We start from the raw sequence: 22,541 nt of genomic DNA, 5'->3' as shown, positions 1-22,541 counted from the left end.
GCCTAGCCCTTGGTTCGTTCGATCCCGGGAACGCCGCCGATCTGCTCGACGAGAAAATCGACCAGCAGCCGCACCCGGGCAATGCCCGCGCGCTCCGGAACGATCAACAGGCTGAGCGGCACCGAAGGCAGCGTGTAATCCGGCAGCAACTCCACGAGTTGGCCGCTCGCCAACAGATCGTCCACAAGCCAACGATGTGCAGGCGCAATGCCACGGCCTGCGGCAAGCGCCTCGCGCGCGCCAAGTCCGTGATCGATCCGAAATCGTCCGGAGAAGGGCACCGAGTGACTGCGGCCGTCCGGGCCCTCGCAAGTGAGCATGTCGCTGCCGGCGACATTCGACATGCGGATACCCTCATGGCGGGAGAGGTCCTGAGCCGTAACGGGCGTGCCATGTGCCGCCAGATAGGTCGGCGCCGCCGCGAGCAGGCGTCGGCTTTTGCCGAGCGGACGCAACTTCATCGAGCTCTCGGAGAGCGGCCCGAGGCGTAATGCGATATCGACGCCTTCTCGCACCAGATCGATGCGCTCATCGGTCAGGCTGAGATCGACCCCGACCTCCGGATACTTGTCCTGGAAGGCGAAGATCAGCCGGCTGACATGTAGCACCCCAAAGGCCGCAGTACAGGATATGCGGATGGTGCCGGCAACGGCACTGCGCGTGCCGCGGGCTTCGTCACCGGCCTGTTCTACCAGGCGCAGGATCTGGATGCTATCGGCATAGTAACGGCTGCCTTCGTCGGTCAGGGTGACGCGCCGGGTGGTGCGGCTGAGCAGTGGCACGCCGACCGCTTCCTCGAGCTCCCGCAACTGCCGCGTGACCGTGGACTGACCAATGCCAAGCTCACGGGAAACCGCCGACAGGTTGCCGCGCTCGGCGACACGCACGAAGGTTCGCATCCGTTCGAGCGTAACGTCGGACTTATCCATTTTTCGGCACAATCCTATGCATTTCGAATATCTACCGCATAGGGGCGCAGCGGTCTACCTAGAGTCTCAGTTGAAGACACCAGGGATATCGACCATGAAAGTTCTGCTTGTTTATGCTCACCCCGAGCCCCGCTCTCTCAACGGCGCGCTACGCGATGTCGCCATCAAGGCACTTGAGGCGGAAGGCCACGAAGTTCGCGTCACGGACCTCTATGCCGAGGGATGGAAGTCCGAAATCGACCGCGCCGACTTTCCGGCGCTTGTGTCAGATGCCCGCTTGAAGCCAAGCCGCGCTTCGAAGGAAGCCTTCGCCACCGATACGCTGACCGCCGACGTCAAGGCAGAGCAGGAAAAGCTGCTCTGGGCCGACGCGCTGATCCTGCAGTTTCCGCTGTGGTGGTACTCAATGCCGGCAATCCTCAAGGGCTGGGTCGACCGCGTCTATGCCTACGGCTTTGCCTATGGCGTCGGCGAGCACAGCGACAAATACTGGGGCAAACGCTTTGGCGAGGGCACGCTTGCCGGCAAACGCGCCATGCTGGTGGTGACAACAGGCGGCTGGGAGGAGCACTATTCGCCGCGGGGCGTCAACGGGCCGATCGACGACCTGCTCTTCCCGATCAATCACGGGATCCTCTTCTATCCCGGCTACGACGTGCTTCCGCCTTTCGTCGCCTATCGCGTCGACGGACTGGACGAGTCCGGTTTCGAAGCCACGGCCGAGCGCCTGCGGCAGAGGATGCATGCGCTTGGAACGGCCGCACCTATTCCCTATCGCCGCCAGAACGGCGGGGACTATGCGATCCCGAGCCTTGAACTTCGACCTGAACTTGGCACGCCGGATACACGCAGTTTTGCGCTGCACCTGAACGGCACGGCCGGCTAATGTAGAGAACGCTTGGTTCCTCCGCCTCGCCTGCCTAGCGCGCAAGCTTGGCGGCGGCCGGCCGACGTGAAGCATCGGCTTGCGCCGGCTCGCGGAAATTGAGTGCCGCTGCCATCACTTCGGCGGCCGCAAGCGCGGCAATGACCGCCGGCCGCTTGTCCTTCACCGTCGTGCCGCCGATCGGGCAGACGAGCCGGTCGAAAAGCTCCGGGCGGCCGATCTCGCGCGACAGCCAGTTCTTGAAGGTCGCACGCTTCGTCTTCGAGCCGATCATGCCGACATAGGAGGCGTCATCACGGCGAAGCGCTTCCGCGGCGATCAGGAAGTCGAGCGCATGGTCATGGGTGAGGATCACGAAGGCGCTGCCGGGGGGCGCATCGCGCACCACCGCCTCCGGCATCGCCGTCAGGCAGGTTTCGATACCGGGAATGTCGGCAACGGCGGAAAGCTCGTTTTCGCGGGTATCGACGAGAACGGTGCGCACCGGCACCAGGGAGAGCGCCATCGCCAGCGCATCGCCGACATGGCCAGCGCCGAAGACATAGACATGCGGCCGGCTGGCGATTTCCAGGTCGCTGCGTTCAATCAGCATGGCGGCTTTCTCCCGATCGATGCGTGTGAAGGCGAGCGCCACGCGCCCGCCGCAACACTGGCCGATCTCCGGTCCGAGCGGGATCGTCATCGCCTCCGGCGCATCGCCACGTTTGAGCGCCCGCCGGCCATGATCAATCGCCATGTATTCGAGTTGCCCGCCGCCGATCGTGCCAAAAAGGCTATCGGCGGCGACGAGCATCCAGGCATCGGTGTCGCGCGGGGTCGAACCCGCAGCACCCGTCACCTCCACGAGCACGCAGTCGCGCTCGCGTCGAAGAAAGTCCCTGATATCCTCGCGGCTCGCTACCATGGTCGATCAGCCCCTGTTACCCTTTCTGCCGTGCAGCCGCCCGCAACCGCTCGATCGCCATCAGCACCCGTTCCGGGGTTGCCGGCGCATCAAGGCGCGGTGCTATACGATACTCCGCAACGCTCGCGGCCGCCATCGACAAGGCCTCCAGAACAGAGATACCGAGCATGAAGGGCGGTTCGCCCACGGCCTTCGATCGACGGATCGTTTCTTCGCGGTTGACCGACCATTCGGCAAGCCGGGTGTTGAACACGCGCGGCCGATCTGAAGCCAACGGGATCTTGTAGGTCGAAGGCGCATGCGTGCGCAGCCGGCCCTTGGCATCCCACCAGAGCTCTTCCGTCGTCAGCCAGCCCATGCCCTGAACGAAGGCGCCTTCCACCTGGCCGAGGTCGAGCGCCGGGTTCAGCGAGCGGCCGACATCATGCAGGATATCGGTGCGGTCCACCTGGTATTCGCCGGTCAAGGTGTCGACGCTGACCTCCGAGCACGAGGCGCCATAGGCGTAGTAGAAGAACGGCCGGCCCCGGCCTTCGGCGCGGTTCCAATGGATCTTCGGCGTCTTGTAGAAACCGGCTGCCGAAAGCTGTATGCGGGCGCCATAGGCGATCTTGATGAACTCGTTGAAGCTCAGGCGCTCGGCACCGATCCGCACCACGTTCGGTTCGAAGGCGACATCGGCCTCGGCGACGTTCCAGCGCTCGGCAGCAAACTTGACCAGCCGTTCCTTGATCTGCTGCGCGGCGTTGGCCGCGGCCATGCCGTTGAGATCGGAGCCGGACGACGCCGCGGTTGCGGACGTGTTCGGCACCTTGCCCGTCGTCGTCGCCGTTACCTTGATCCGGTCGAGATCGACCTGGAACTCGTCGGCGACCACCTGGGCGACCTTGGTATAGAGCCCCTGCCCCATCTCGGTGCCGCCATGGTTCAGATGGATCGAACCGTCCGTATAGACATGTACGAGGGCGCCGGCCTGATTGTACTCCGTCTTGGTGAAGGAGATGCCGAATTTCACCGGCGTGAGCGCGATGCCGCGCTTCACCACGTTGTTCTCGCGGTTAAACGCGATCACCGCCTCGCGGCGCTTGGCATAATCCGCTGAGGTTTCCAGTTCCTCGATGATGCGGCCGATGATGTTGTCTTCCACGGTCTGGTGATAGGGCGTGAGGTTACGCCCCTGCCCGCCGTAGAAGTTCAGTTTGCGGATTTCGAGCGGATCCTTGCCGACGGCATAGGCGATATCCTCGATCATGCGCTCGCCACCGACCATACCCTGCGGACCGCCGAAACCGCGGAACGCTGTGTTGGACACAGTGTTGGTCTTGAGTGGGCGCGAACGCAGCCGGACGTTCGGATAGAAGTAGCAATTGTCGGCGTGAAACAGCGCGCGGTCGGTGACCGGACCGGACAGATCGGCCGAGTAGCCGCAGCGCGCCGAAAACACGGCGTCCACCGCCTCGATGCGACCGTCGTCGTCAAAGCCGAGCTTGTAGTCCACATGGAAGTCGTGGCGCTTGCCGGTCGCGCTCATGTCGTCGTCACGGTCCGGGCGGACCTTGACCGGGCAGCGGTATTTCTTGGCGGCAACGGCCGCAACGGCGGCGAAGATGTTCGCCTGGGTTTCCTTGCCGCCGAAGCCGCCGCCCATGCGGCGCACATTCACGGTGACCGCATTCGACGGCACGCCGAGCACGGTTGCGACCATGTGCTGCGTTTCTGCCGGATGCTGGGTCGAGGAATAGACGAGCACCTCGTCGTCCTCGCCGGGAATGGCAAACGAGATCTGGCCTTCCAGATAGAAGTGATCCTGGCCGCCGATGCGCATCTCGCCTTCGAGGATGTTCTTCGACTTGGCAAAGCCGGCGTCGATGTCGCCGCGCTCGAGCTTCAGGGGGTCGATGACCAGCGGATAGTCGGCCGCTGCCGCTTCGAGCACGTCAGTCACGTGCGGCAAGTCGCGATACTCGATCTTGACCTTGGCCGCCGCACGCCGCGCAGCCTCGCGCGACGTCGCGACGACTGCGAAGATCGGCTGGCCGTGGAACTCCACCTTGTCGGTGACGAAAATCGGCTCGTCGTGTTTGTGTGCCGGGCTGATATCGTTTTCGCCGGGAATGTCGGCGGCCGTCAGGACGCCGATCACGCCTTCGCTGGCGTTCACGGCCTCGAAGTCGATCGACAGGATATCGGCATGTGCCCGCTGCGACAGGCCGAGATAGCCGTGCAGCGTGCCCTGGGGCTCCGGAATGTCGTCGATATATTCGGCGGTTCCCGACACGTGCTTGTGGCCGGATTCGTGCCGTTCATTTTCGTGTACGCCGCCGCGGATGCGGTCGATGGGCTGCATCACGTTCATGGCTTCCTCCCTTAAACCGCGACAGCAATGGTGCGATCGAGACGGAGCTGGCCGCCGCTCGACTGCGTTTCGAGATAGAGGCGGCGAAGCAGGTTCTTCGCCACCAATTGGCGGTATTCCGCCGAGGCGCGCCAGTCGGTGAGCGGCGTGAAGTCCTGATCAAACGCTTCAACAGCGCGCTCGATCGTCTCCTCGTTCCACTCGGCGCCTTTCAGCACCGCCTCGACATGGGCGGCGCGCTTCGGCGTCGCGGCCATGCCACCGAAGGCGATGATCGCGTCAGTGACCCGACCGGCGTCGAAGCTGATGTTGAAGCCGCCGCAGACGGCGGTGATGTCTTCGTCGAGACGCTTCGTCACCTTGTAGACGGCCACACGGGCGTTGTCCGAAACGAATGGAATGCGCACGCTTTCCACGAACTCTCCCGGCTCGCGGTCCTGCTTGCCGTAAGCGATGAAGAAGTCTTCAAGCACCACCGTGCGGCGCCGATCGCCCTTGCGCAGCACGATCGAGGCGCCAAGCGCGATCAGCGCCGGTGGGGTGTCGCCGATCGGCGAACCGTTGGCGATGTTGCCACCGACGGTGCCCATGTTGCGGACCTGTTGGCCGCCAATGCGATCCCATAGCTCGGTCAGCTCCGGGAAATGCTCGATAATGACTGGGTAGGCTTCGGCATAGCTGACGCCCGCGCCGAGCGTCACGCCATCGGAATCGACGGTGATCCGGCGCAGTTCTTCGAGATGGGTCAGATGGATGACCGGCGAGATGTCGCGCATGAATTTCGTCACCCAGAGGCCGACATCGGTCGAGCCGGCGACGATCGTCGCCTTCGGGTTGGCCTCGAGCACGGCGGCGAAATCGTCGACCGAACCCGGAAGGATGAAGCGTTCCATCTCCGAGCCGATTTCGACCCGGCGGCCATCCTGGAGGGCGGCCAGTTCGCCGGCGATCCGGTCACGCTCGGCGATTAGCGGATCCTTGCCGACGTCGCCGATCGTCGAGATCGCCTCGGCGGCGCGGATGATCGCGGCATAGCCGGTGCAGCGACAAAGATTGCCCTGCAGCGCCTTTTCGATTTCAGCGATCGACGGCTTCGGATTTTCCATCCAGAGGCCATAGAGCGACATCACGAAGCCCGGCGTGCAGAAACCGCATTGCGAGGCGTGGGTGTCGACCATTGCCTGCTGTACCGGATGCAGCGGACCGGCGGGCTGCGCCAGGCTATCCACCGTCACGATATGACAGCCGTCGAGCGAGCCGACGAAACGAATGCAGGCATTGACGGATTCATATTTCAGCTTGCCGTCGAACAGACGGCCGACGAGCACCGTGCAGGCACCGCAGTCGCCTTCGGCGCAGCCTTCTTTCGTGCCCTTCAGATTGCGGTCGATGCGCAGAAAATCGAGCAGGGTCTGAACCGGCGAAACGTCCGAGAGTTCGACGAGGCGATGGTTCAGGATGAAACGGATGGTGTTGCGGATCTGGATCGTCATCGTTCAGCTCCCGCGGTAGGTGGAGTAGCCGTAGGGCGAAAGCAGCAGCGGCACGTGATAGTGCGCGCCCTGGTTATCGATGCCGAAGCGGATCGGGATCACGTCGAGGAACGGGTTTTCGCCGCGCTTGTCCGCGCCGCCGAGATAATCGCCGGCATGGAACTGCAGCTCGTAGGTGCCCGTCTGCATGCGCTCGCCGCTCAGGAGCGGCTCGTCACAGCGACCGTCGTCATTGGTCTTCACGGATTTGATGTGCGTCTGGCGATCGCCCTCGACCAGGTAGAGCTCGATGCGCAGCCCTTCGGCCGGTTTGCCGCTGGCCGTATCCAGCACATGCGTCGTCAAACGGCCGGCGTTTCCACCCTGAGATTGCATAGTTTTCGCTCCTCCCGAAGTCAGCTTTCCACCTCGCAGTATTCCGGCATTCCCACCCGCTTGGTAGCGAGCGGATCATTCGAGACTTTCAAATTTTTTGGGGGGAATGGCTCGAAACAAATGCCGCTAGAAATTGGCTGCAGAGACGAAAATGTCTGGAGGAGCTGCTTTGATGAGATACCCCCGCGATCTTCACGGCCACGGCCCGAACTTCAAGATCACATGGCCCGACGGCGCGCGGATCGCCGTGCAATTCGTCATCAACTACGAGGAAGGCGGCGAAAACTGCGTGCTGCATGGCGACGCAGCATCCGAAGCATTCCTGTCGGAAATCGTCGGTGCGCAGGCCTGGCAGGGCCAGCGTCACTGGAACATGGAATCGATCTATGAATACGGCGCACGCGCCGGCTTCTGGCGCCTGCATCGCATGTTCACCGAGCGCGGCGTGCCGGCCACCGTTTACGGCGTCGCCACGGCGCTGAAGCGCTCTCCGGAACAGGTCGCCGCCATGCAGGACGCCGGCTGGGAAATCGCCTCGCACGGCCTGAAATGGATCGAGCACAAGGATTTTTCGCCGGAGCGCGAGCGCCAGGAGATCGCCGAGGCGATCCGGCTGCACACCATCGTCACCGGCGAGCGCCCACGCGGCTGGTACACGGGACGCTGTTCCGACAATACGCTCGACCTCGTCACCGAGGCCGGCGGTTTCGACTATGTGTCGGACGCCTATGCCGACGATCTGCCCTATTGGCATGAGCATGCCGGGCGCCATCAGCTGGTCATCCCCTATACGCTCGACAGCAACGACATGCGCTTTGCCACGCCGCAGGGTTTCAACAGCGGCGACCAGTTCTTCAGCTACCTGAAGGACAGCTTCGACGTGCTCTACGCCGAAGGCACCGCCGGTGCGCCAAAGATGCTGAGCATCGGGCTGCACTGCCGCCTCGTCGGCCGCCCCGGCCGCGCTGCGGCACTCGCTCGCTTCCTCGATTACGTGCAGAGCCATGAAAAGGTCTGGCTGGCAAAGCGCGTCGATATCGCCCGTCACTGGGCCGAAAACTACCCGTACAAGGCCTGGGACGATCGTCCGTCGCGGCTTGGCGAAGACGCCTTCGTCGCCAAGTTCGGCGGCGTCTTCGAACATTCGAAGTGGATCGCGAAGCGCGCCTTCCAGGGTGAACTCTCGCCGGCCAACGACACGGCGATCGGCCTTGCCGCAGCACTTTCCGCGGTCTTCCGCGAAGCTTCGGCCGAAGAACGGCTTGCCGTCCTCATCGCGCATCCGGATCTCGCCGGCAAGCTGGCGCAGGCCAAGCGCCTGACCGAAAGCTCGACCAACGAGCAGGCCGGTGCCGGCCTCGACGCGCTGACCGATGCGGAGCGCGAGCGCTTCACCGCGCTCAACGCCGCCTATGTCGAGAAGTTCAAGTTCCCGTTCATCATGGCGGTCAAGGGACGTACCAAGGACGAAATCCTCGCGGCCTTTGAAAACCGGATCGGCAACGATCGCGACGCGGAGTTCGAGGCGGCATGCCGGCAGGTGGAGCGGATCGCCTATCTGCGTCTCAAGGACATGCTGCCGAGCTGAGGGCCTCGCTATGACGACCGACGGCGTGAGCCCGCCCGAATTCGCACTGAACGCGATCAACCTTGCCTCCGCCGGTCTCGGCGCGCGGCCGGTCTTCGCAACCGACGAGTTCTTCGCGCCGCTCGAGCGTATGCTGCAGGATGCGCCGCCGGTCTATCATCCCGGTGTCTATGACGAGAACGGCAAGTGGATGGACGGCTGGGAGACGCGGCGACGCCGCGGCCCTGGCAACGACCACGCCATCGTGGCGCTCGCGACGAACGGCCGTATCCGCGGCTTCGAGGTCGATACCGCCCATTTCACCGGCAACTATCCGAGCGCCTGCGCCATCGACGCCTGTCTGGCGCCGGACGGACCGGACGAGCGGACGGTCTGGACGGAACTGGTGTACCCCCGGCCGCTCGGCCCAAGCGCGCAACATCACTTCGAGGCGCGATCGGACGTGGTCTGGAGCCATGTGCGCCTGCGCATCTATCCCGACGGTGGCATCGCCCGCCTCAGGGTTTACGGCGCGCCGGCGCTTGACCAAGCGGCGATCGGCGACACTTTGGTCGATCTTGCCTCGTCGCTGCTCGGCGGCCGGATCCTCGCCTATTCCAACGGGCATTACGGCCACCAGCGGCTGCTTGCACCCGGACGCGGCATCAACATGGGTGACGGTTGGGAAACGCGCCGACGGCGCGAACCCGGCAACGACTGGATCGTCGTGAAGCTGGCCGCCCGCGGTGAGATCGATCGCGTTGTGGTCGACACCGCCCACTTCAAGGGAAACTACCCGGACGCCTGTTCGCTGCAGGCGGCAGACCTCGGCGCGAGCGCTTGCGAAGTGGCTACATCCGTCACGGCATCATCGATGTTCTGGCGCGAGGTCCTGCCGCCACAGAAACTCGCCGCCGACAGCATCCACACCACTGAAGCAAACGGGCTCGCGGCCGCAGGTCCCGTAACCCATGTGCGCTTCAACATCTTCCCCGACGGCGGCGTCAGCCGGCTGCGTGTCTTCGGGCGTATTGCGAAAGCCGGCATCTAGATCGTTTCGCCGAGGAGGCGGAACGATCAAACTTCCAGGCAACCGATCAACATTGGACGGAGGAGCGTCACATGAAGGAGATCGTCATACAGCCGTTGACCCGGGAGGCCTTTGCGCCTTTCGGCGACGTGATCGAAACGGAGAATGCCAACAACTTCCCCATCAACGGCGGCAATGCAACCCGCTACCACGACCTCGCCAAGATCGATACGACAGGCGAAAAGGCCCGGCCGATGATCAGCCTGGTGCGCGGCATACCCTATCCGCTGCCGCTGAAACTCACCATGGTCGAGCGCCATCCGCTCGGCAGCCAGGCCTTCATCCCCTTGAGCGACAATCCGTTTCTGATCGTCGTCTCCCGGGAAACCGACGAAGGCCCGAGCGAACCGATCGCCTTCAAAACTACGCCGGGCCAGGGCGTCAACATCGCCCGCAACGTCTGGCATGGCATCCTGACGCCACTCGATGACGTCTCGGATTTCGCGGTGGTCGACCGCGGCGGCGAAGGCGTCAACCTGGAAGAGCATTTCTTCAAGGAGCCGTTCCTGATCGTGTGAATGAATGCATGACCCGGTCGTCCGGTCGGGTTATCGGTGCGCCAGGGCCTCGCTGGCCGCCGAAATCGGACGATAGGACTAAGACTTCAATACCCCCCGTCACGCCTGAACTTCGTCGGCGTGTATCCCGTCAGCCGCCGAAAATCGCGCGAGAAATGATAGGGATCCGGGTAGCCGCAGACCGCCGCCACCGTCGAGACCTTGGCATCGGGTCCAACCAGCAGGCGTTTCGCCTGGTTGATCCGCTCATGCCGCAACCAGTCCATCGGCGTCGTCCCCACCATGTCGCGAAAGCGGCGAAAGAGCTGCGACTGGCTGAGCCGCGCCCGAGCCGCAAGATCATCGATCGTCCAGGGCCTCGCGAGATCCTCGCGCATCGCTGAAAGAACAGCCAACAGGCGATCCTCGCCCGGCGCATCCTCACCCGGCTCACTACCGGTCAACCGCGGCCCGATCATGTCTGCAATGAGCCCGGAAATGGCGGCACTCGCCAGGGCATCGGTCGCCGGTGAGCGTTCGGCCAGAAACCTGCTTACGCCCTCGAATGCCGTTTGCGCCGTCTGCGGATCCCTCGGCACGAACAGTGGCGACTGCTGAACGTTGAGGAACTGATAGAGCGCATCAAGCCCGTGTCCCTCGATCCCCATCCAGAGATAACGCCAGCTTTCGCTCTCGGGCGCGCAGCTATGCGCATAGGCCTGGGCCGTATCGAGCCAGGCGACACTGCCGGTTTCGGCCGTGAACCGTTGACCGCGCACCTCGATCAACCCGCATCCCCCCGTCGTGTAGACGAAGACATGCTGGTGGAACCGCTTGCGGATCGGCACCTCCTCGGGACGGGCCGTCCGGTTTCCGGCCACCAGTGCCAGATAGGGAAACGCATCGGCGAATTTTGCCGGTGTGTGGAAATGGATTTCTTCGCTTTCGGGCAGCATGCCATTTTTCTGGCACCCGATGCGAGTTTTGTCCATCACCTTGCGACAGGGCACCATTCCCAAAGCCAATGCAGCGACGTTATCATGCAGCTTTATGCACGGAGTATTGCCCATGACCGAAGCCGCGCCGAACGGCGACGCCGCGAATTTCACCTTCGCGCCGCTGTCCCCGGATTTTGCTCGCGATCCCTATCCGACCTATCGCGCGCTGCGTGAAAAGGAGGGGCTGCACTACTTTGCGGATTTCGACATCTGGCTCGCCTCGCGCTTCGAGGATGTCTCGGCGATCGTCATGGACAAGCGCATGGTGCGCTCGCTCGAGGACATCGCGACGAAGGAAGAGCTTGCGAAACTGCAGCGTGCCGCCAATTGGCACGACATGCCGCACCATGAACGCTTCGTGCAGTTCAGCCTGCTCGACAGCGATGGTGCTGTGCATGACCGGTTGCGCAAGCAAGTCTTCAAGCTGTTCACGCCGGCCATGATCGCGAAGGTCCGCGACCAGATCCAGGCCTATGTCGACCGGCTGATCGACAGCCTCGCCGATCGCGGCGAGATCGATTTCGTCGATGACCTCGCCGCCCATGTTCCCGGCCACATCATTGGCCGCCTACTCGGCGTTCCGGACGAAGACTGTCCGCAGCTCCGTATCTGGTCGGAGAACATTGTTCAGTTCTTCGACGTCGACCGCTCCGACGCGCGCAAGGAGCTCGCCGAACGCAACACGACCGAGTTCTACGAGTATCTGACGGACTTGAAGGCCGAGCGTGAGCGAGCGCCGAAGGATGACCTCATCTCGGTCCTGATCGAAGCGGAACGCTCCGGCGCCATGAACTTCGACGAATTCATCTCCACCTGCATGCTGATCCTGATGGCCGGCCACGGCTCGACGATCGACGTGCTGGGCAGCGGCATGCATGCGCTCTTGCGCTTCCCCGAGCAGATGGCGCGGCTGCGGAGTGACCCCGGCCTTATCCAGACCGGCGTCCAGGAGATGTTCCGCTACGAGTCGCCGCTTCCGTTCTTTCACCGCCATTGCGTCGAGGACATCGAGATCTTTGGCCGGCGATTCGAACGCGGCACCAAGTTCGGCCTGCTCTATGGCGCCGCCAACCGCGATCCCAAGCAGTTCGACAATGCCGACACGTTCGATATCGGCCGCACGCCGAACCGGCACCTGGCCTTTGGCGGCGGTGTGCATTTCTGTCTCGGCAACCACCTCGCGCGCCTCGACATGGATATCATCTTCAGCACCCTGCTTCGCCGCTTCCCGACCATCGAGCTCGTCGACAAGGAACCCGAATACAAACGCGGCCTTTCGGTCCGTGGACCCAAGCGGCTGAAGATCGCCATCCGGCCCGCCTGATCCCGCACCCTCGACACCAACATACGCAATCGGAGAATACCCATGCCCAAGATCGTCTTCATCGGCGCGGACGGCACGACGAAAGAAATCCAGGCGGAAATCGGCCAGTCGCTGATGTCCGCCGCTGTGCAGAACGGCATCGATGCCATCGCCGCCGAATGCGGCGGTTCCTGCGCCTGCGGCACCTGCCACTGTTACATCGACGGCGAATGGAGCGACCGCCTGCCGGCGCCCGAATTCCAGGAACAGGACATGATCGAGTGCGTCGTCAATCCGAACGAACGCAGCCGCCTGAGCTGTCAGATCACGGTGTCTGCCGAACTGGATGGCCTTGTGGTGCACCTGCCCGCCGGCCAATACTGAGACGAAAAAGAAAAAATGGCCGGAGCGACATTTCGCTGCTCCGGCCAACACTTACGGGGAAGTTCTGATCGGCCGGGGCGGTACGCCCCGGCCGAATTTCGTCATTCTGCGAAGAACGCGAAGCGCACGATGAAGAGCGCTGCAACGAGCTGGGTCGCCGGGTGGATGACGCTCCACTTGCCGGTGAAGACCTTCAAGACGACATAGCTGACGAAGCCGAAGGCGAGGCCGTTGGCGATCGAGTAGGTGAAGGGCATGGCGAGTGCTGTAAGCGCTGCCGGTGCCGCTTCCGTCAGGTCGTCCCACTCCACTTCCGTCAGTTCGCGCATCATCAGGCCGGCGACATAGAGCAGAGCCGGAGCCGTCGCATAGGACGGAACGGCAGCTGCCAGCGGCGAGAAGAACAGCGCGGCCAGGAAGAGCACGCAGACGGTGAGCGCGGTCAGACCCGTGCGGCCGCCAGCCTGAACGCCGGAGGCGCTTTCGACATAGGCGGTCGTGCTGCTGGTGCCGATCAGCGAACCGGCAACGATCGCGGTGCTGTCGGCGAGAAGCGCGCGGCCGAGACGGTTCGGCTTGCCTTCTTCGACCAGCTTGGCGCGCTTGGCGACACCGATCAGCGTGCCGGTCGCGTCGAAGACTTCGACGAGCACGAAGACGAGGATGACGTGCAGCAGGCCGCCATGCAGGGCGCCCATGATGTCGAGCTGCAGGAAGGTGGGCGCGATGCTCGGCGGCGCCGAGACGACACCCTTGAACTCGCTGACACCGAGGATCATCGACAGGATGGTGACGACCAGAATGCCGATCAGGATCGAACCGCGAACCTTCAGCGAATCGAGTACGGCAATCACAAAGAAGCCGAGGATCGCGAGCAGCGGGCCGGTCTGCTTGAGGTCACCCAGACCGACGAGCGTTGCCGGGTTGTCGACGACGATGCCGGCGTTCTTCAGTGCGATGATGCCGAGGAAGAGGCCGATACCGGTGGCGATCGCGCTTCGAAGCGAATGCGGAATACCGGCAATAAGCCAGCTTCGGACCCCAGTCACGGTCAGGATCAGGAAGATCACGCCCGAGATGAAGACCGCACCCAGCGCCTGTTGCCAGGTAAAGCCGAGGGCTGCGACGACGGTGAAGGCGAAGAAGGCGTTGAGGCCCATGCCGGGCGCCATGCCGATCGGCCAGTTGGCGACGAGCGCCATGACGGCAGAGCCGAGTGCGGCGGCAATACAGGTTGCGACGAAGACGGCATCCCTATCCATGCCCGTGCTCGACAGGATGTCGGGGTTGACGAAGATGATGTAGGACATCGTCAGGAATGTCGTGATACCGGCGATCACCTCGGTGCGCGCCGTCGTCTGATGCTCTTTCAGCTTGAATAGTCGTTCAAACATCTTTCCTCCCTTGGCGGCGTCACCACGACGCAGCCGAACGACAGTGAGCGGGAAACCGTCTCCTCCAGTTCCCGACCAGTGCATTTCGAACGCTCGGATAATTCCGAAGCGATCGCTTCGCTTTAGGCTTCGTGCCGGCTGGCGATCGTCCGCCCTCTTTCGGACGACGCGAATGCCTTTTGCACAGCCTTGGGATTGTGCGTCTTCCGGAGCCGGATCGCTAGCCGTCCATTCCCGGGATCGACGATGAAAGACTTTCAAATTTTTCGGAGAATTTGGCAGCACCGAACGACGCCATTGGGTCGGGTTCCACCTTCTGCGGGTCGCCAAAAAAGCCTCGAAAAATACACAGAAAGGCCCTATTGACCTTCCAACGATGGGAACCGCCATGTTTCTCTCATACAGAAACGAAGGAGACAAGCATGCAGAACTACAAGATCGACAACATGACCTGCGGCCACTGCGCCGGCGCCGTCCAGAAGGCGATCCTGAGCGTCGATCCGCAGGCGACGATCAAGGTCGATCTCGGCAACCGGGAGATCAGCGTCGAGACCGTTGCTGCCGCCGGCCCGATCGCCGATGCGTTGAAGGCCGCTGGCTATGAGAGCCGCGCGCTCTGAACGACGCGCTGCAACGACAATTTCCGCCAGAACGCCCCGGCCAATCCGGGGCGTTTTTCTTTGAACTCTTTCTCGTCGGCGCTCGTTCGGCACAGCCGCAGAAATTTGTAAAACCCGCTCTTGACCTTCTAACGGTGGGAACCTCTACCTTACAGTCATTGGAAGCTTTGAGGGCACCAAAGGCACGGAAGATCAGCTCGCTTCGCCGCACAGAAAATGCGGCATGCACCCTTGACCTTCCCACCGTTGGAAGCCCCAGAATGTGATAAAAGACTGTGAAAGGAGCACGATCATGGGATCGGTGACCCCCATTAGGAATAACAACGTTGAAGCTATTTCCGCTGCCGCCTTCAGCGCCAGCATACCCGTCGAGGGCATGACCTGCGCCTCCTGCGTCGCCCGTGTCGAGAAGGCGATCCGCGCCGTCCCGGGCGTGACGTCTGCCTCGGTCAATCTGGCGACCGAACGCGCCGACGTGCACTTTGATGCGGGCACCAAGTCGGGCGATATCGTCAAGGCGATAGAAAATGCCGGTTACGGCGCGGCTGAAGACACGATCGAATTCACCATCGAAGGCATGACCTGCGCCTCCTGCGTCGCGCGCATCGAAAAGGCGCTGAAGACCGTCCCTGGCGTCACGCAAGCCAATGTCAATCTGGCGACCGAGCGCGCCTCCGTCCGCGTGACAAAGGGCATCGCCACGACCGCAGCGCTCGAAGAGGCGGTCCGCGTTGCCGGCTATGCCGCCAAGCGCATCACCGGCGACGAAAGCGTTGATCGCGAAGGCGAAAAGCGCGAACGGGAGACCCGCAAGCTGGCGCGCTCGCTGCTGATTGCCGGCGTACTGACGCTACCGATCTTCGTGCTCGAAATGGGCTCGCACTTCATCCCGGCCGTGCACGAATTCGTCATGAACAATATCGGTATGCAGGAAAGCTGGTATCTGCATTTCGCGCTGACGACGCTGGTGCTCTTCGGCCCGGGCCTGCGCTTTTACCAGAAGGGCGTTCCCGCCCTCTTCCGCCTGGCCCCGGACATGAACTCGCTGGTCGCGATCGGCACGTCCGCCGCCTGGATCTATTCGGTCGTCGCCACCTTCGCACCCGACCTTCTGCCTGACGGTACGGCCAACGTCTATTACGAAGCCGCGGCCGTCATCGTCACACTCATCCTGCTCGGCCGCTTCCTGGAGGCGCGTGCCAAGGGCCGGACCTCCGAGGCGATCAAGCACCTGATGGGGCTGCAGGCGAAGACCGCCCGCGTCATCCGGGATGGCGAGACGGTCGAGGTACCACTTTCCGACGTTACCGCTGGCGATACCGTTGTGGTCCGCCCCGGCGACCGGGTTCCGGTCGACGGCAGCGTTATCGACGGCAACTCCTTTGTCGACGAATCGATGATCACCGGCGAACCGGTTCCGGTCGAAAAGATCGCCGGCAGCGAGGTGGTCGGCGGCACGATCAACAAGACCGGCTCCTTCACCTTCCGCGCAACCAAGGTCGGCGCCGATACGGTGCTGGCGCAGATCATCAAGATGGTCGAGCAGGCCCAGGGCGCCAAGCTGCCGATCCAGTCGCTGGTCGACCGTGTCACCGCCTGGTTCGTGCCGGCCGTCATCGCGATCGCGCTTCTGACCTTCGGCATCTGGCTGGTCTTCGGTCCCGATCCGGCGCTCACCTTCGCGCTCGTCAACGGCGTCGCGGTGCTGATCATCGCCTGCCCCTGCGCCATGGGCCTTGCCACCCCGACTTCGATCATGGTCGGCACCGGCCGCGCAGCCGAAATGGGTGTGCTCTTCCGCAAGGGCGAGGCGCTGCAGACGCTGCGCAACGCCGCTGTCATCGCCGTCGACAAGACCGGCACCTTGACCAAGGGCCGCCCGGAACTGACCGACCTCGAAACCGCCGAAGGCTTCGACCGTGACACCGTGCTGACGCTGGTCGCCGCCGTCGAAACCCGCTCCGAGCACCCGATTGCCGAAGCGATCGTCGAGGCGGCAAAGGCAAAGGGCCTTGATATCGCCGACCCGGCCAAGTTCGAGGCAATCCCCGGTTTCGGCGCCAGCGCCGAGGTCTCGGGCCGCACGGTGCATGTGGGCGCCGACCGGCTGATGACGCAGCTGAACCTCGACGTGTCGGCTTTCGCAGAACAGGCAGCGCGTCTCGGCTCTGAGGGCAAGAGCCCGCTCTATGCGGCGATCGACGGCAAATTGGCGGCGATCATCGCCGTTGCCGACCCGATCAAGGAAACCACACCGCAGGCAATCCGCATGCTGCACGATCTCGGCCTGAAGGTCGCGATGATCACCGGCGACAACCGCCGCACCGCAGAAGCGATCGCCGCCAAGCTCGGCATCGACGAGGTCATCGCCGAAGTTCTGCCGGATGGTAAGGTCGCGGCCCTGAAGAAGCTGAAGCAAGGCGGACGCGCGGTCGCCTTCGTCGGCGACGGCATCAATGATGCGCCGGCGCTCGCCGAAGCCGATGTCGGTCTCGCGATCGGCACCGGTACGGATGTCGCCATCGAGAGCGCCGACGTGGTGCTGATGTCCGGCGATCTCCTGGGTGTGCCGAACGCGATCGCGCTGTCCAAGGCGACGATCCGCAACATCAAGGAGAACCTGTTCTGGGCCTTCGCCTATAACGCAGTTCTCATCCCGGTTGCCGCCGGCGCTCTCTATCCGGCCTATGGGTTGCTGCTGTCGCCGATCTTCGCAGCCGGTGCCATGGCGCTGTCGAGCGTTTTCGTGCTCGGTAACGCGCTGCGGCTCAGAGCATTTCGCCCGGTTGCCGCAGCCCGCGCGGCTTAGGTTCGACATTCTTCCCGGCTGCTGCGGCGTGGCGGCGGCCGGGAAGAGCCCTTATATTCGAAGGGAATGGCCGTAGGGCCGCAGCAAGGATGACACCATGAATATTGGCGAAGCTTCCCGCGCCTCCGGCGTCTCGACGAAAATGATCCGCTATTACGAGACGATCGGCCTCATCCCGCAGGCGGACCGCAGCGAGTCCGGTTATCGCAACTACGGCGACAACGACGTCCATACGCTGCAGTTCATCCGCCGCTCGCGCGACCTCGGTTTCACCGTCGAACAGATGGCCGATCTCCTGGCGCTGTGGCGTGATCGCTCGCGCGCCAGCGGCGAGGTCAAGAAGATCGCGCTCGAACATGTCGCAATCCTCGAGCGCAAGGCCGAGGAACTCAAGGCGATGAGCCGGACACTGAAGTATCTCGCCGCCCACTGCAATGGCGACGGCCGCCCGGATTGTCCCATTCTCGATGACCTCGCTGATTCCGGAAACAAGCCCGCAAAGGCAACCGAGCCCGCCCGCTTCGGCACGGCCGGCATCGATCCGGTCCGCAACCGTCGGCATGGCTGACCAAAACAGGTGCGCGTCGCCGCGTCTCACGCATTCGTGACGTCGCCGAACATCCGCAGCATTGACAGGAATCAAAGGCGTTTCTACGGATCGATCATGGAGAAGGTGCGAACCACATATCTGCGTTTGCTGATGGTGCTGAAGCTGGCGATCGCTTTGTCGCTGGCCCTGCTGCCTTTTTCCACCGCCTCTGGCATGATGCATGCGGCCGCGCACGGCTCGATGCAGATCGAGGCTTCGGCCAGCCCGACGCAAATTGCGACCGAGCACTGCCCGAGCCTCGACAAGGGCAAGGTGAAGCCGGCGGAGCAAAGCGGCAAGACCGACAAGAAGGATTGCTGCAAGACCTTCTGTGCCGCAGTGGCGGTGCTTGGCGACGCCGACGGCAGCCATCCGGCTTTCCTGCGCTCCATCAGCAATTTCGGCCCGCATCCGCAGCTCACCCCCGGCGAGCTCGACGGCCTCCATCGCCCTCCAAGAGCCTGATTTCGTGAATCCGTGACCGCTGCTGCGGGTCTCCTTTGGTCCTTGCCGACTGAAGGATCTGCGGTGGTGCGAAGCGCTGCGGCGGCTTCCGCGTGTCCGATGAGACGCTCGGCCCACCTCTAGTGCGGTCCGCGACAAGGCCCGCCCGGTTTCATCCGGTCGATCGCCGACCTCTGCCATTCACATTTCAGGTTTGACCATGAAACGTTTGTTTTCCATGGCGCTACTGCCCATGATCCTGGGCGGATGCGCTGCCACATTGCCTGCCGAGGTCTCAAGCCTTGGCGATCCCGCTGACAGTTCGAGCGGCATTCGAAGCACGCAATATCGCAGCCCCATTTCGGGCTATACCCATCGCGAACCGACCGGCCCCAAGGCGTGGCGCCCACTCAACGACGCGCAATCGACCGCCAAGGGAGACGCGTCATGAGGCTTCGCAAGCTCAACCTCGCGGCAGCCATCGGCCTGCCGCTCGTGCTCGCCGGATGCGTGACCGAATACTCGGCCAAGGATGCGGGCTTTACGACGGTGGACGCCAGGGTTTCGACGGCCGCAACCAAGAAGAGCGTCTGGGTCCAGAACCGCGAACAGGCCGACAAGGTCAATGCCGAGTTCAAGGCGCTCCTGAAGCGCAAGACCATCGACGCTGACACCGCCGTCCAGGTCGCACTCCTCAACAACAAGGGCCTGCAGGCGGCCTATGCCGATCTCGGCGACGCGTCGGCGGATGCCTGGCAGGCGACATTGTTCCTCAACCCAACCATCTCGATCGGCACCACCGGGGTCGGCACGCCGGAACTGCAAGCCTACAAGGCGATCGAGGGCCTCGTCACGACCAACATCCTGGCGCTTCTCACTCGCGACAAGACCATTGCGGTCGCCGATGCGCGTTTCCGCCAGGCGCAGCTGAATGCAGCGCTCAGCACATTGCAGCTTGCCGCCGAAACCCGCCGCGCCTGGATCGAAGCGGTCGCCGCATGGGAAACAGTCGGGCAACTGAACCAGGCGCAAGCCGCCGCCGACGCCTCCTCCGAACTTGCCGCCAAACTCGGCGAGACCGGCGCCATGGGCAAGGGCAACCAGGCGCGTGAGCACGTCTTCAACGCGGAACTTGCCGGTCAGGCAGCCGAGGCCCGGCTTGCGGCGCGCCTTGCCAAGGAAAACCTGACGCGGCTGATGGGGCTCTGGGGCGCTGACCTCAATTACCAGGTGCCCAACCGCCTGCCGAACCTGCCGAAGACCCTTGCCCGCAAGGACAGTATCGAGGCGGAAGCGCTGAAGCGCCGCGTCGACCTGCAGATCGCCCGCCTCGATCTCGAAGCCGTGGCCAAGTCCTACAAGCTCACCGAAGCGACCCGTTACGTCAGCGATCTGGAACTCGTCGCCGGTGCGGAAGCGGAACGGGAGAAGGAGGACCACGGCACCAAGGTCGAGACCACAGCGCAGTTCGAGCTCGAATTCGTCATCCCGATCTTCGACAGCGGCAGCGCGCGCATGCGCAAAGCTGAGCTTGCCCATATGCGCTCGGCAAACCTGCTCGCGGAAAGGGCGGTCAACATCCGCTCGGAAGCGCGGTCGGCCTATGAGGCTTATCGCTCGCGCTACGACATTGCCCGGCACTACCGCAACAACGTCGTGCCGCTGCGCAGCAAGATCGAGGAAGAAGCGACCCTCAGCTACAACGGCATGATCACCAGCACATTCGAACTGCTTGCCGACGTCAGGGCCAAGGTCAATTCGACCGTGCTCTCCGTCAACGCAAAGCGCGATTTCTGGCTGGCCGATGCCAACCTGATGACCGCCATCCACGGCGGCGGCTCAGGCGGCGCAGCGGAAGGCGCGGCCGCACCGGCGGCGGCCGAAGCCGGTGGCGCAGGACACTAAGAAGGATCAGATCATGTTCAACAGAAGACACTTCCTCGGCGCAGGCGCTGCTCTCGTTTCGACAGCCGCCTGGGCGCAAACCTCCAATTCCGGCCTGCCGGAAGCGGCAAGCATGGACAACGCCTCGACCCAGAAGCCGCTCGTGCCGACAAGCGGACCTGACTACAACCCGGTCGTCACCCTCAACGGCTGGACCTTGCCGCACCGCGTGAATAGCGGCGTCAAGGAATTTCACCTTGTCGCCGAGCCGGTCGAACGGGAGATGGCCGACGGCATGACCGCCTATCTCTGGGGCTATAACGGCCAGTCGCCGGGCCCGACGATCGAGGCGGTCGAAGGCGATCGTGTGCGGATCTTCGTCACCAACAAGCTGCCGGAGCACACCACCATCCATTGGCACGGCATGATCCTGCCTTCGGGCATGGACGGCGTCGGCGGGCTGTCGCAGCCGCATATCCCGGCGGGCAAGACCTATGTCTACGAGTTCGACCTCGTGAAGTCCGGCACCTTTATGTACCACCCCCATGCCGACGAGATGGTGCAAATGGCCATGGGCATGATGGGTTTCTTCGTGGTGCATCCGAAGGATCCGAACTTCATGCGCGTCGACCGCGACTTCGTGTTCCTGCTCAATGCCTACGACATCGATCCCGGCACCTATGTGCCGCGCATCATGGAAATGACCGACTTCAACATGTGGTGCTGGAACAGCCGGATCTTCCCGGACATCGACCCGCTGGTCGTGTCCAAGAACGACCGCGTGCGGGTCAGGGTCGGCAACCTCACCATGACCAACCATCCGATCCACATGCACGGCTATGACTTCGAGGTGACCTGCACCGATGGCGGCTGGGTGCGGCCGGAGGCGCGCTGGCCGGAAGTGTCGATCGACATTCCCGTCGGCGCCATGCGCGCCTACGAATTCGACGCCAAGTACGAGGGCGACTGGGCGATCCATTGCCACAAGTCGCACCACACGATGAACGCGATGGGTCACGACATCCCGACCTTCATCGGCGCCGACAAGAAATCGGTCGCGGAAAAGATCCGCAAGGTGAAGCCCGACTACATGCCCATGGGTACGGCCGGAATGGCCGACATGGGCGAAATGGAAATGCCGCTCCCCGACAACACGATCCCGATGATGACCGGCTGGGGTCCGCACGGCGCGTTGGAGATGGGCGGCATGTTCTCGGTGGTGAAGGTGCGTGAAGGCATCTCCGCCGGCGATTACAGCGATCCCGGCTGGTACGAAAACCCGCCGGGAACACAGGCCTGGGAGTGGACCGGCGCATTGCCGGAGCCGACACGGGCCAAGGATGCCAAGACCGTCATCACGCCCAAACCGTGAGAGGGCGGCCGACTGCAATGAGCTCTTTCAAATCCATCAGGAACATTTACGATGAAGAAATCAGCATTCGCTCTGGCGCTCGTTGTCGCCTCCGCCCTTTCCTCTGAGGCCCTTGCCAGCGGCAGCCACGCCGGCGGCCACGACAAGGTGTCGATCGGCGAGCCCGGTGACAGCAAGAAGTCGACCCAGACGATCCGCGTCACCATGAAGGAAACCGACGACGGCAAGATGATCTTCACGCCGGCGACCATCAAGGTTCGCCAGGGCCAGACGGTCCATTTCGCCATCAAGAACGCCGGCGAACTCGCGCATGAATTCGTGCTCGACGACAAGGCGACGATCCAGGAACACAAGATCACCATGGAAAAGTTCCCGGACATGGAGCATGACGACCCGAACGCCATCCGGCTCGAGCCCGGCAAGTCCGGTGACATCTACTGGACCTTTACCAATGACGGCACCTTCGAGTTCGCCTGCCTGGTGCCGGGCCACTACGACGCCGGCATGCATGGCCCGCTCGACGTCGTGAAGAAGTAACCCGAGAAAACAGGAAAGGATGAAACCATGAAGTCTGTAGGTACCCTCTTTGCAGCGCTCGCGCTCACCGTCTCCGCCACCTTCGCCCTGCCCGCATACGCGGCCGAGTT

21 protein-coding genes are annotated in these 22,541 nt (G+C 63.2%); 14 read left to right on the top strand and 7 right to left on the bottom strand.

Annotation, left to right across the window (positions count from 1 at the left end; all coding sequences use genetic code 11):
• Window positions 1-2: 2 nt before the first annotated feature.
• On the bottom strand, window positions 3-929 hold the full coding sequence (locus I8N66_RS06835) for a LysR family transcriptional regulator (protein ID WP_291151303.1): 927 nt from the start codon (window positions 927-929) through the stop codon (window positions 3-5).
• A gap of 94 nt (window positions 930-1,023) precedes the next feature.
• On the opposite strand from I8N66_RS06835, the gene I8N66_RS06830 reads away from it, so the two are divergent.
• A complete protein-coding gene (locus I8N66_RS06830) occupies window positions 1,024-1,815 on the top strand; it encodes an NAD(P)H-dependent oxidoreductase (RefSeq protein ID WP_291151300.1) in 792 nt (263 codons plus the stop codon).
• Between the two features lie 34 nt (window positions 1,816-1,849).
• On the opposite strand, the gene xdhC is transcribed toward I8N66_RS06830, so the two are convergent.
• Genes xdhC through uraH form a run of 4 tightly spaced genes read right to left on the bottom strand, consistent with a single transcriptional unit; the run spans window position 1,850 to window position 6,943 of the window.
• Window positions 1,850-2,719, bottom strand: coding sequence for a xanthine dehydrogenase accessory protein XdhC (gene xdhC / locus I8N66_RS06825; protein ID WP_291151297.1), 870 nt, complete (start codon window positions 2,717-2,719; stop codon window positions 1,850-1,852).
• Window positions 2,720-2,735: 16 nt separating this feature from the next.
• Window positions 2,736-5,075, bottom strand: a complete 2,340-nt coding sequence (xdhB, locus tag I8N66_RS06820; RefSeq protein ID WP_291151294.1) for a xanthine dehydrogenase molybdopterin binding subunit — start codon at window positions 5,073-5,075, stop codon at window positions 2,736-2,738.
• Window positions 5,076-5,086: 11 nt separating this feature from the next.
• Window positions 5,087-6,568: a xanthine dehydrogenase small subunit gene (gene xdhA / locus I8N66_RS06815; protein ID WP_291151291.1), complete on the bottom strand. Its 1,482-nt coding sequence runs from the start codon at window positions 6,566-6,568 to the stop codon at window positions 5,087-5,089.
• Between the two features lie 3 nt (window positions 6,569-6,571).
• Entirely contained in the window at window positions 6,572-6,943 is a 372-nt protein-coding gene (gene uraH / locus I8N66_RS06810; RefSeq protein ID WP_291151288.1) for a hydroxyisourate hydrolase, read from the bottom strand.
• A 172-nt stretch (window positions 6,944-7,115) separates the two neighbouring features.
• On the opposite strand from uraH, the gene puuE reads away from it, so the two are divergent.
• The 3 genes from puuE (at window position 7,116) to I8N66_RS06795 (ending at window position 10,118) form a co-directional block, all read left to right on the top strand.
• On the top strand, window positions 7,116-8,531 hold the full coding sequence (gene puuE / locus I8N66_RS06805; RefSeq protein WP_291151285.1) for an allantoinase PuuE: 1,416 nt from the start codon (window positions 7,116-7,118) through the stop codon (window positions 8,529-8,531).
• A 10-nt stretch (window positions 8,532-8,541) separates the two neighbouring features.
• Complete coding sequence (gene alc, locus I8N66_RS06800) at window positions 8,542-9,561, top strand: allantoicase (RefSeq protein ID WP_291151282.1); 1,020 nt, start codon at window positions 8,542-8,544, stop codon at window positions 9,559-9,561.
• 71 nt (window positions 9,562-9,632) lie between these two features.
• Window positions 9,633-10,118, top strand: a complete 486-nt coding sequence (locus I8N66_RS06795) for an ureidoglycolate lyase (protein WP_043613825.1) — start codon at window positions 9,633-9,635, stop codon at window positions 10,116-10,118.
• Between the two features lie 86 nt (window positions 10,119-10,204).
• On the opposite strand, the gene I8N66_RS06790 is transcribed toward I8N66_RS06795, so the two are convergent.
• The gene (locus I8N66_RS06790; protein WP_291151276.1) at window positions 10,205-11,053 is read right to left on the bottom strand and encodes an AraC family transcriptional regulator; all 849 of its coding nucleotides are present in this window, start codon (window positions 11,051-11,053) and stop codon (window positions 10,205-10,207) included.
• Between the two features lie 112 nt (window positions 11,054-11,165).
• Between I8N66_RS06790 and I8N66_RS06785 the strand changes: the two genes are divergently transcribed.
• The gene (locus I8N66_RS06785; protein WP_291151273.1) at window positions 11,166-12,419 is read left to right on the top strand and encodes a cytochrome P450; all 1,254 of its coding nucleotides are present in this window, start codon (window positions 11,166-11,168) and stop codon (window positions 12,417-12,419) included.
• Between the two features lie 42 nt (window positions 12,420-12,461).
• Window positions 12,462-12,782 (top strand): 2Fe-2S iron-sulfur cluster-binding protein, encoded by a 321-nt coding sequence (locus I8N66_RS06780; RefSeq protein WP_113541459.1) that lies wholly within the window; start codon window positions 12,462-12,464, stop codon window positions 12,780-12,782.
• 101 nt (window positions 12,783-12,883) lie between these two features.
• Here I8N66_RS06780 and I8N66_RS06775 read toward each other — a convergent pair whose 3' ends face one another.
• Complete coding sequence (locus I8N66_RS06775; protein WP_291151269.1) at window positions 12,884-14,176, bottom strand: NCS2 family permease; 1,293 nt, start codon at window positions 14,174-14,176, stop codon at window positions 12,884-12,886.
• Window positions 14,177-14,598: 422 nt separating this feature from the next.
• On the opposite strand from I8N66_RS06775, the gene I8N66_RS06770 reads away from it, so the two are divergent.
• From I8N66_RS06770 to I8N66_RS06735, 8 genes are all read left to right on the top strand, one after another.
• Window positions 14,599-14,796, top strand: coding sequence for a heavy-metal-associated domain-containing protein (locus I8N66_RS06770; protein ID WP_291151266.1), 198 nt, complete (start codon window positions 14,599-14,601; stop codon window positions 14,794-14,796).
• A 292-nt stretch (window positions 14,797-15,088) separates the two neighbouring features.
• Window positions 15,089-17,605 (top strand): heavy metal translocating P-type ATPase, encoded by a 2,517-nt coding sequence (locus tag I8N66_RS06765; protein ID WP_291151262.1) that lies wholly within the window; start codon window positions 15,089-15,091, stop codon window positions 17,603-17,605.
• A 97-nt stretch (window positions 17,606-17,702) separates the two neighbouring features.
• Complete coding sequence (cueR, locus tag I8N66_RS06760) at window positions 17,703-18,173, top strand: Cu(I)-responsive transcriptional regulator (protein WP_291151259.1); 471 nt, start codon at window positions 17,703-17,705, stop codon at window positions 18,171-18,173.
• A 9-nt stretch (window positions 18,174-18,182) separates the two neighbouring features.
• Window positions 18,183-18,659 (top strand): hypothetical protein, encoded by a 477-nt coding sequence (locus tag I8N66_RS06755; protein WP_291151256.1) that lies wholly within the window; start codon window positions 18,183-18,185, stop codon window positions 18,657-18,659.
• A gap of 199 nt (window positions 18,660-18,858) precedes the next feature.
• On the top strand, window positions 18,859-19,089 hold the full coding sequence (locus I8N66_RS06750) for a hypothetical protein (RefSeq protein ID WP_113541453.1): 231 nt from the start codon (window positions 18,859-18,861) through the stop codon (window positions 19,087-19,089).
• Window positions 19,086-20,543, top strand: a complete 1,458-nt coding sequence (locus I8N66_RS06745; protein ID WP_291151251.1) for a TolC family protein — start codon at window positions 19,086-19,088, stop codon at window positions 20,541-20,543. Before I8N66_RS06750 ends, I8N66_RS06745 begins: the two co-directional genes overlap by 4 nt.
• A gap of 13 nt (window positions 20,544-20,556) precedes the next feature.
• Window positions 20,557-21,894 (top strand): copper oxidase, encoded by a 1,338-nt coding sequence (locus I8N66_RS06740; protein ID WP_113541470.1) that lies wholly within the window; start codon window positions 20,557-20,559, stop codon window positions 21,892-21,894.
• Between the two features lie 51 nt (window positions 21,895-21,945).
• Window positions 21,946-22,431 carry a plastocyanin/azurin family copper-binding protein gene (locus tag I8N66_RS06735; protein WP_113541451.1) on the top strand — a complete coding sequence of 162 codons (486 nt, stop codon included), beginning with the start codon at window positions 21,946-21,948 and terminating at the stop codon, window positions 22,429-22,431.
• Window positions 22,432-22,541 lie beyond the last annotated feature (110 nt).

The organism is Ensifer sp. SSB1 (assembly GCF_016652895.1).
Classification (GTDB): Bacteria; Pseudomonadota; Alphaproteobacteria; order Rhizobiales; family Rhizobiaceae; genus Ensifer.
The sequence above is the reverse complement of the archived record's forward strand: the minus strand, read 5'-3'. Positions and strand labels throughout refer to the sequence as shown.

Coding starts and splice junctions, on each gene's coding strand:
- I8N66_RS06835 (WP_291151303.1), bottom strand. CDS start 929: ATGGATAAGTCCGACGTTACGCTCGAACGGATGCGAACCTTCGTGCGT.
- I8N66_RS06830 (WP_291151300.1), top strand. CDS start 1,024: ATGAAAGTTCTGCTTGTTTATGCTCACCCCGAGCCCCGCTCTCTCAAC.
- xdhC (WP_291151297.1), bottom strand. CDS start 2,719: ATGGTAGCGAGCCGCGAGGATATCAGGGACTTTCTTCGACGCGAGCGC.
- xdhB (WP_291151294.1), bottom strand. CDS start 5,075: ATGAACGTGATGCAGCCCATCGACCGCATCCGCGGCGGCGTACACGAA.
- xdhA (WP_291151291.1), bottom strand. CDS start 6,568: ATGACGATCCAGATCCGCAACACCATCCGTTTCATCCTGAACCATCGC.
- uraH (WP_291151288.1), bottom strand. CDS start 6,943: ATGCAATCTCAGGGTGGAAACGCCGGCCGTTTGACGACGCATGTGCTG.
- puuE (WP_291151285.1), top strand. CDS start 7,116: ATGAGATACCCCCGCGATCTTCACGGCCACGGCCCGAACTTCAAGATC.
- alc (WP_291151282.1), top strand. CDS start 8,542: ATGACGACCGACGGCGTGAGCCCGCCCGAATTCGCACTGAACGCGATC.
- I8N66_RS06795 (WP_043613825.1), top strand. CDS start 9,633: ATGAAGGAGATCGTCATACAGCCGTTGACCCGGGAGGCCTTTGCGCCT.
- I8N66_RS06790 (WP_291151276.1), bottom strand. CDS start 11,053: ATGCTGCCCGAAAGCGAAGAAATCCATTTCCACACACCGGCAAAATTC.
- I8N66_RS06785 (WP_291151273.1), top strand. CDS start 11,166: ATGACCGAAGCCGCGCCGAACGGCGACGCCGCGAATTTCACCTTCGCG.
- I8N66_RS06780 (WP_113541459.1), top strand. CDS start 12,462: ATGCCCAAGATCGTCTTCATCGGCGCGGACGGCACGACGAAAGAAATC.
- I8N66_RS06775 (WP_291151269.1), bottom strand. CDS start 14,176: ATGTTTGAACGACTATTCAAGCTGAAAGAGCATCAGACGACGGCGCGC.
- I8N66_RS06770 (WP_291151266.1), top strand. CDS start 14,599: ATGCAGAACTACAAGATCGACAACATGACCTGCGGCCACTGCGCCGGC.
- I8N66_RS06765 (WP_291151262.1), top strand. CDS start 15,089: ATGGGATCGGTGACCCCCATTAGGAATAACAACGTTGAAGCTATTTCC.
- cueR (WP_291151259.1), top strand. CDS start 17,703: ATGAATATTGGCGAAGCTTCCCGCGCCTCCGGCGTCTCGACGAAAATG.
- I8N66_RS06750 (WP_113541453.1), top strand. CDS start 18,859: ATGAAACGTTTGTTTTCCATGGCGCTACTGCCCATGATCCTGGGCGGA.
- I8N66_RS06745 (WP_291151251.1), top strand. CDS start 19,086: ATGAGGCTTCGCAAGCTCAACCTCGCGGCAGCCATCGGCCTGCCGCTC.
- I8N66_RS06740 (WP_113541470.1), top strand. CDS start 20,557: ATGTTCAACAGAAGACACTTCCTCGGCGCAGGCGCTGCTCTCGTTTCG.
- I8N66_RS06735 (WP_113541451.1), top strand. CDS start 21,946: ATGAAGAAATCAGCATTCGCTCTGGCGCTCGTTGTCGCCTCCGCCCTT.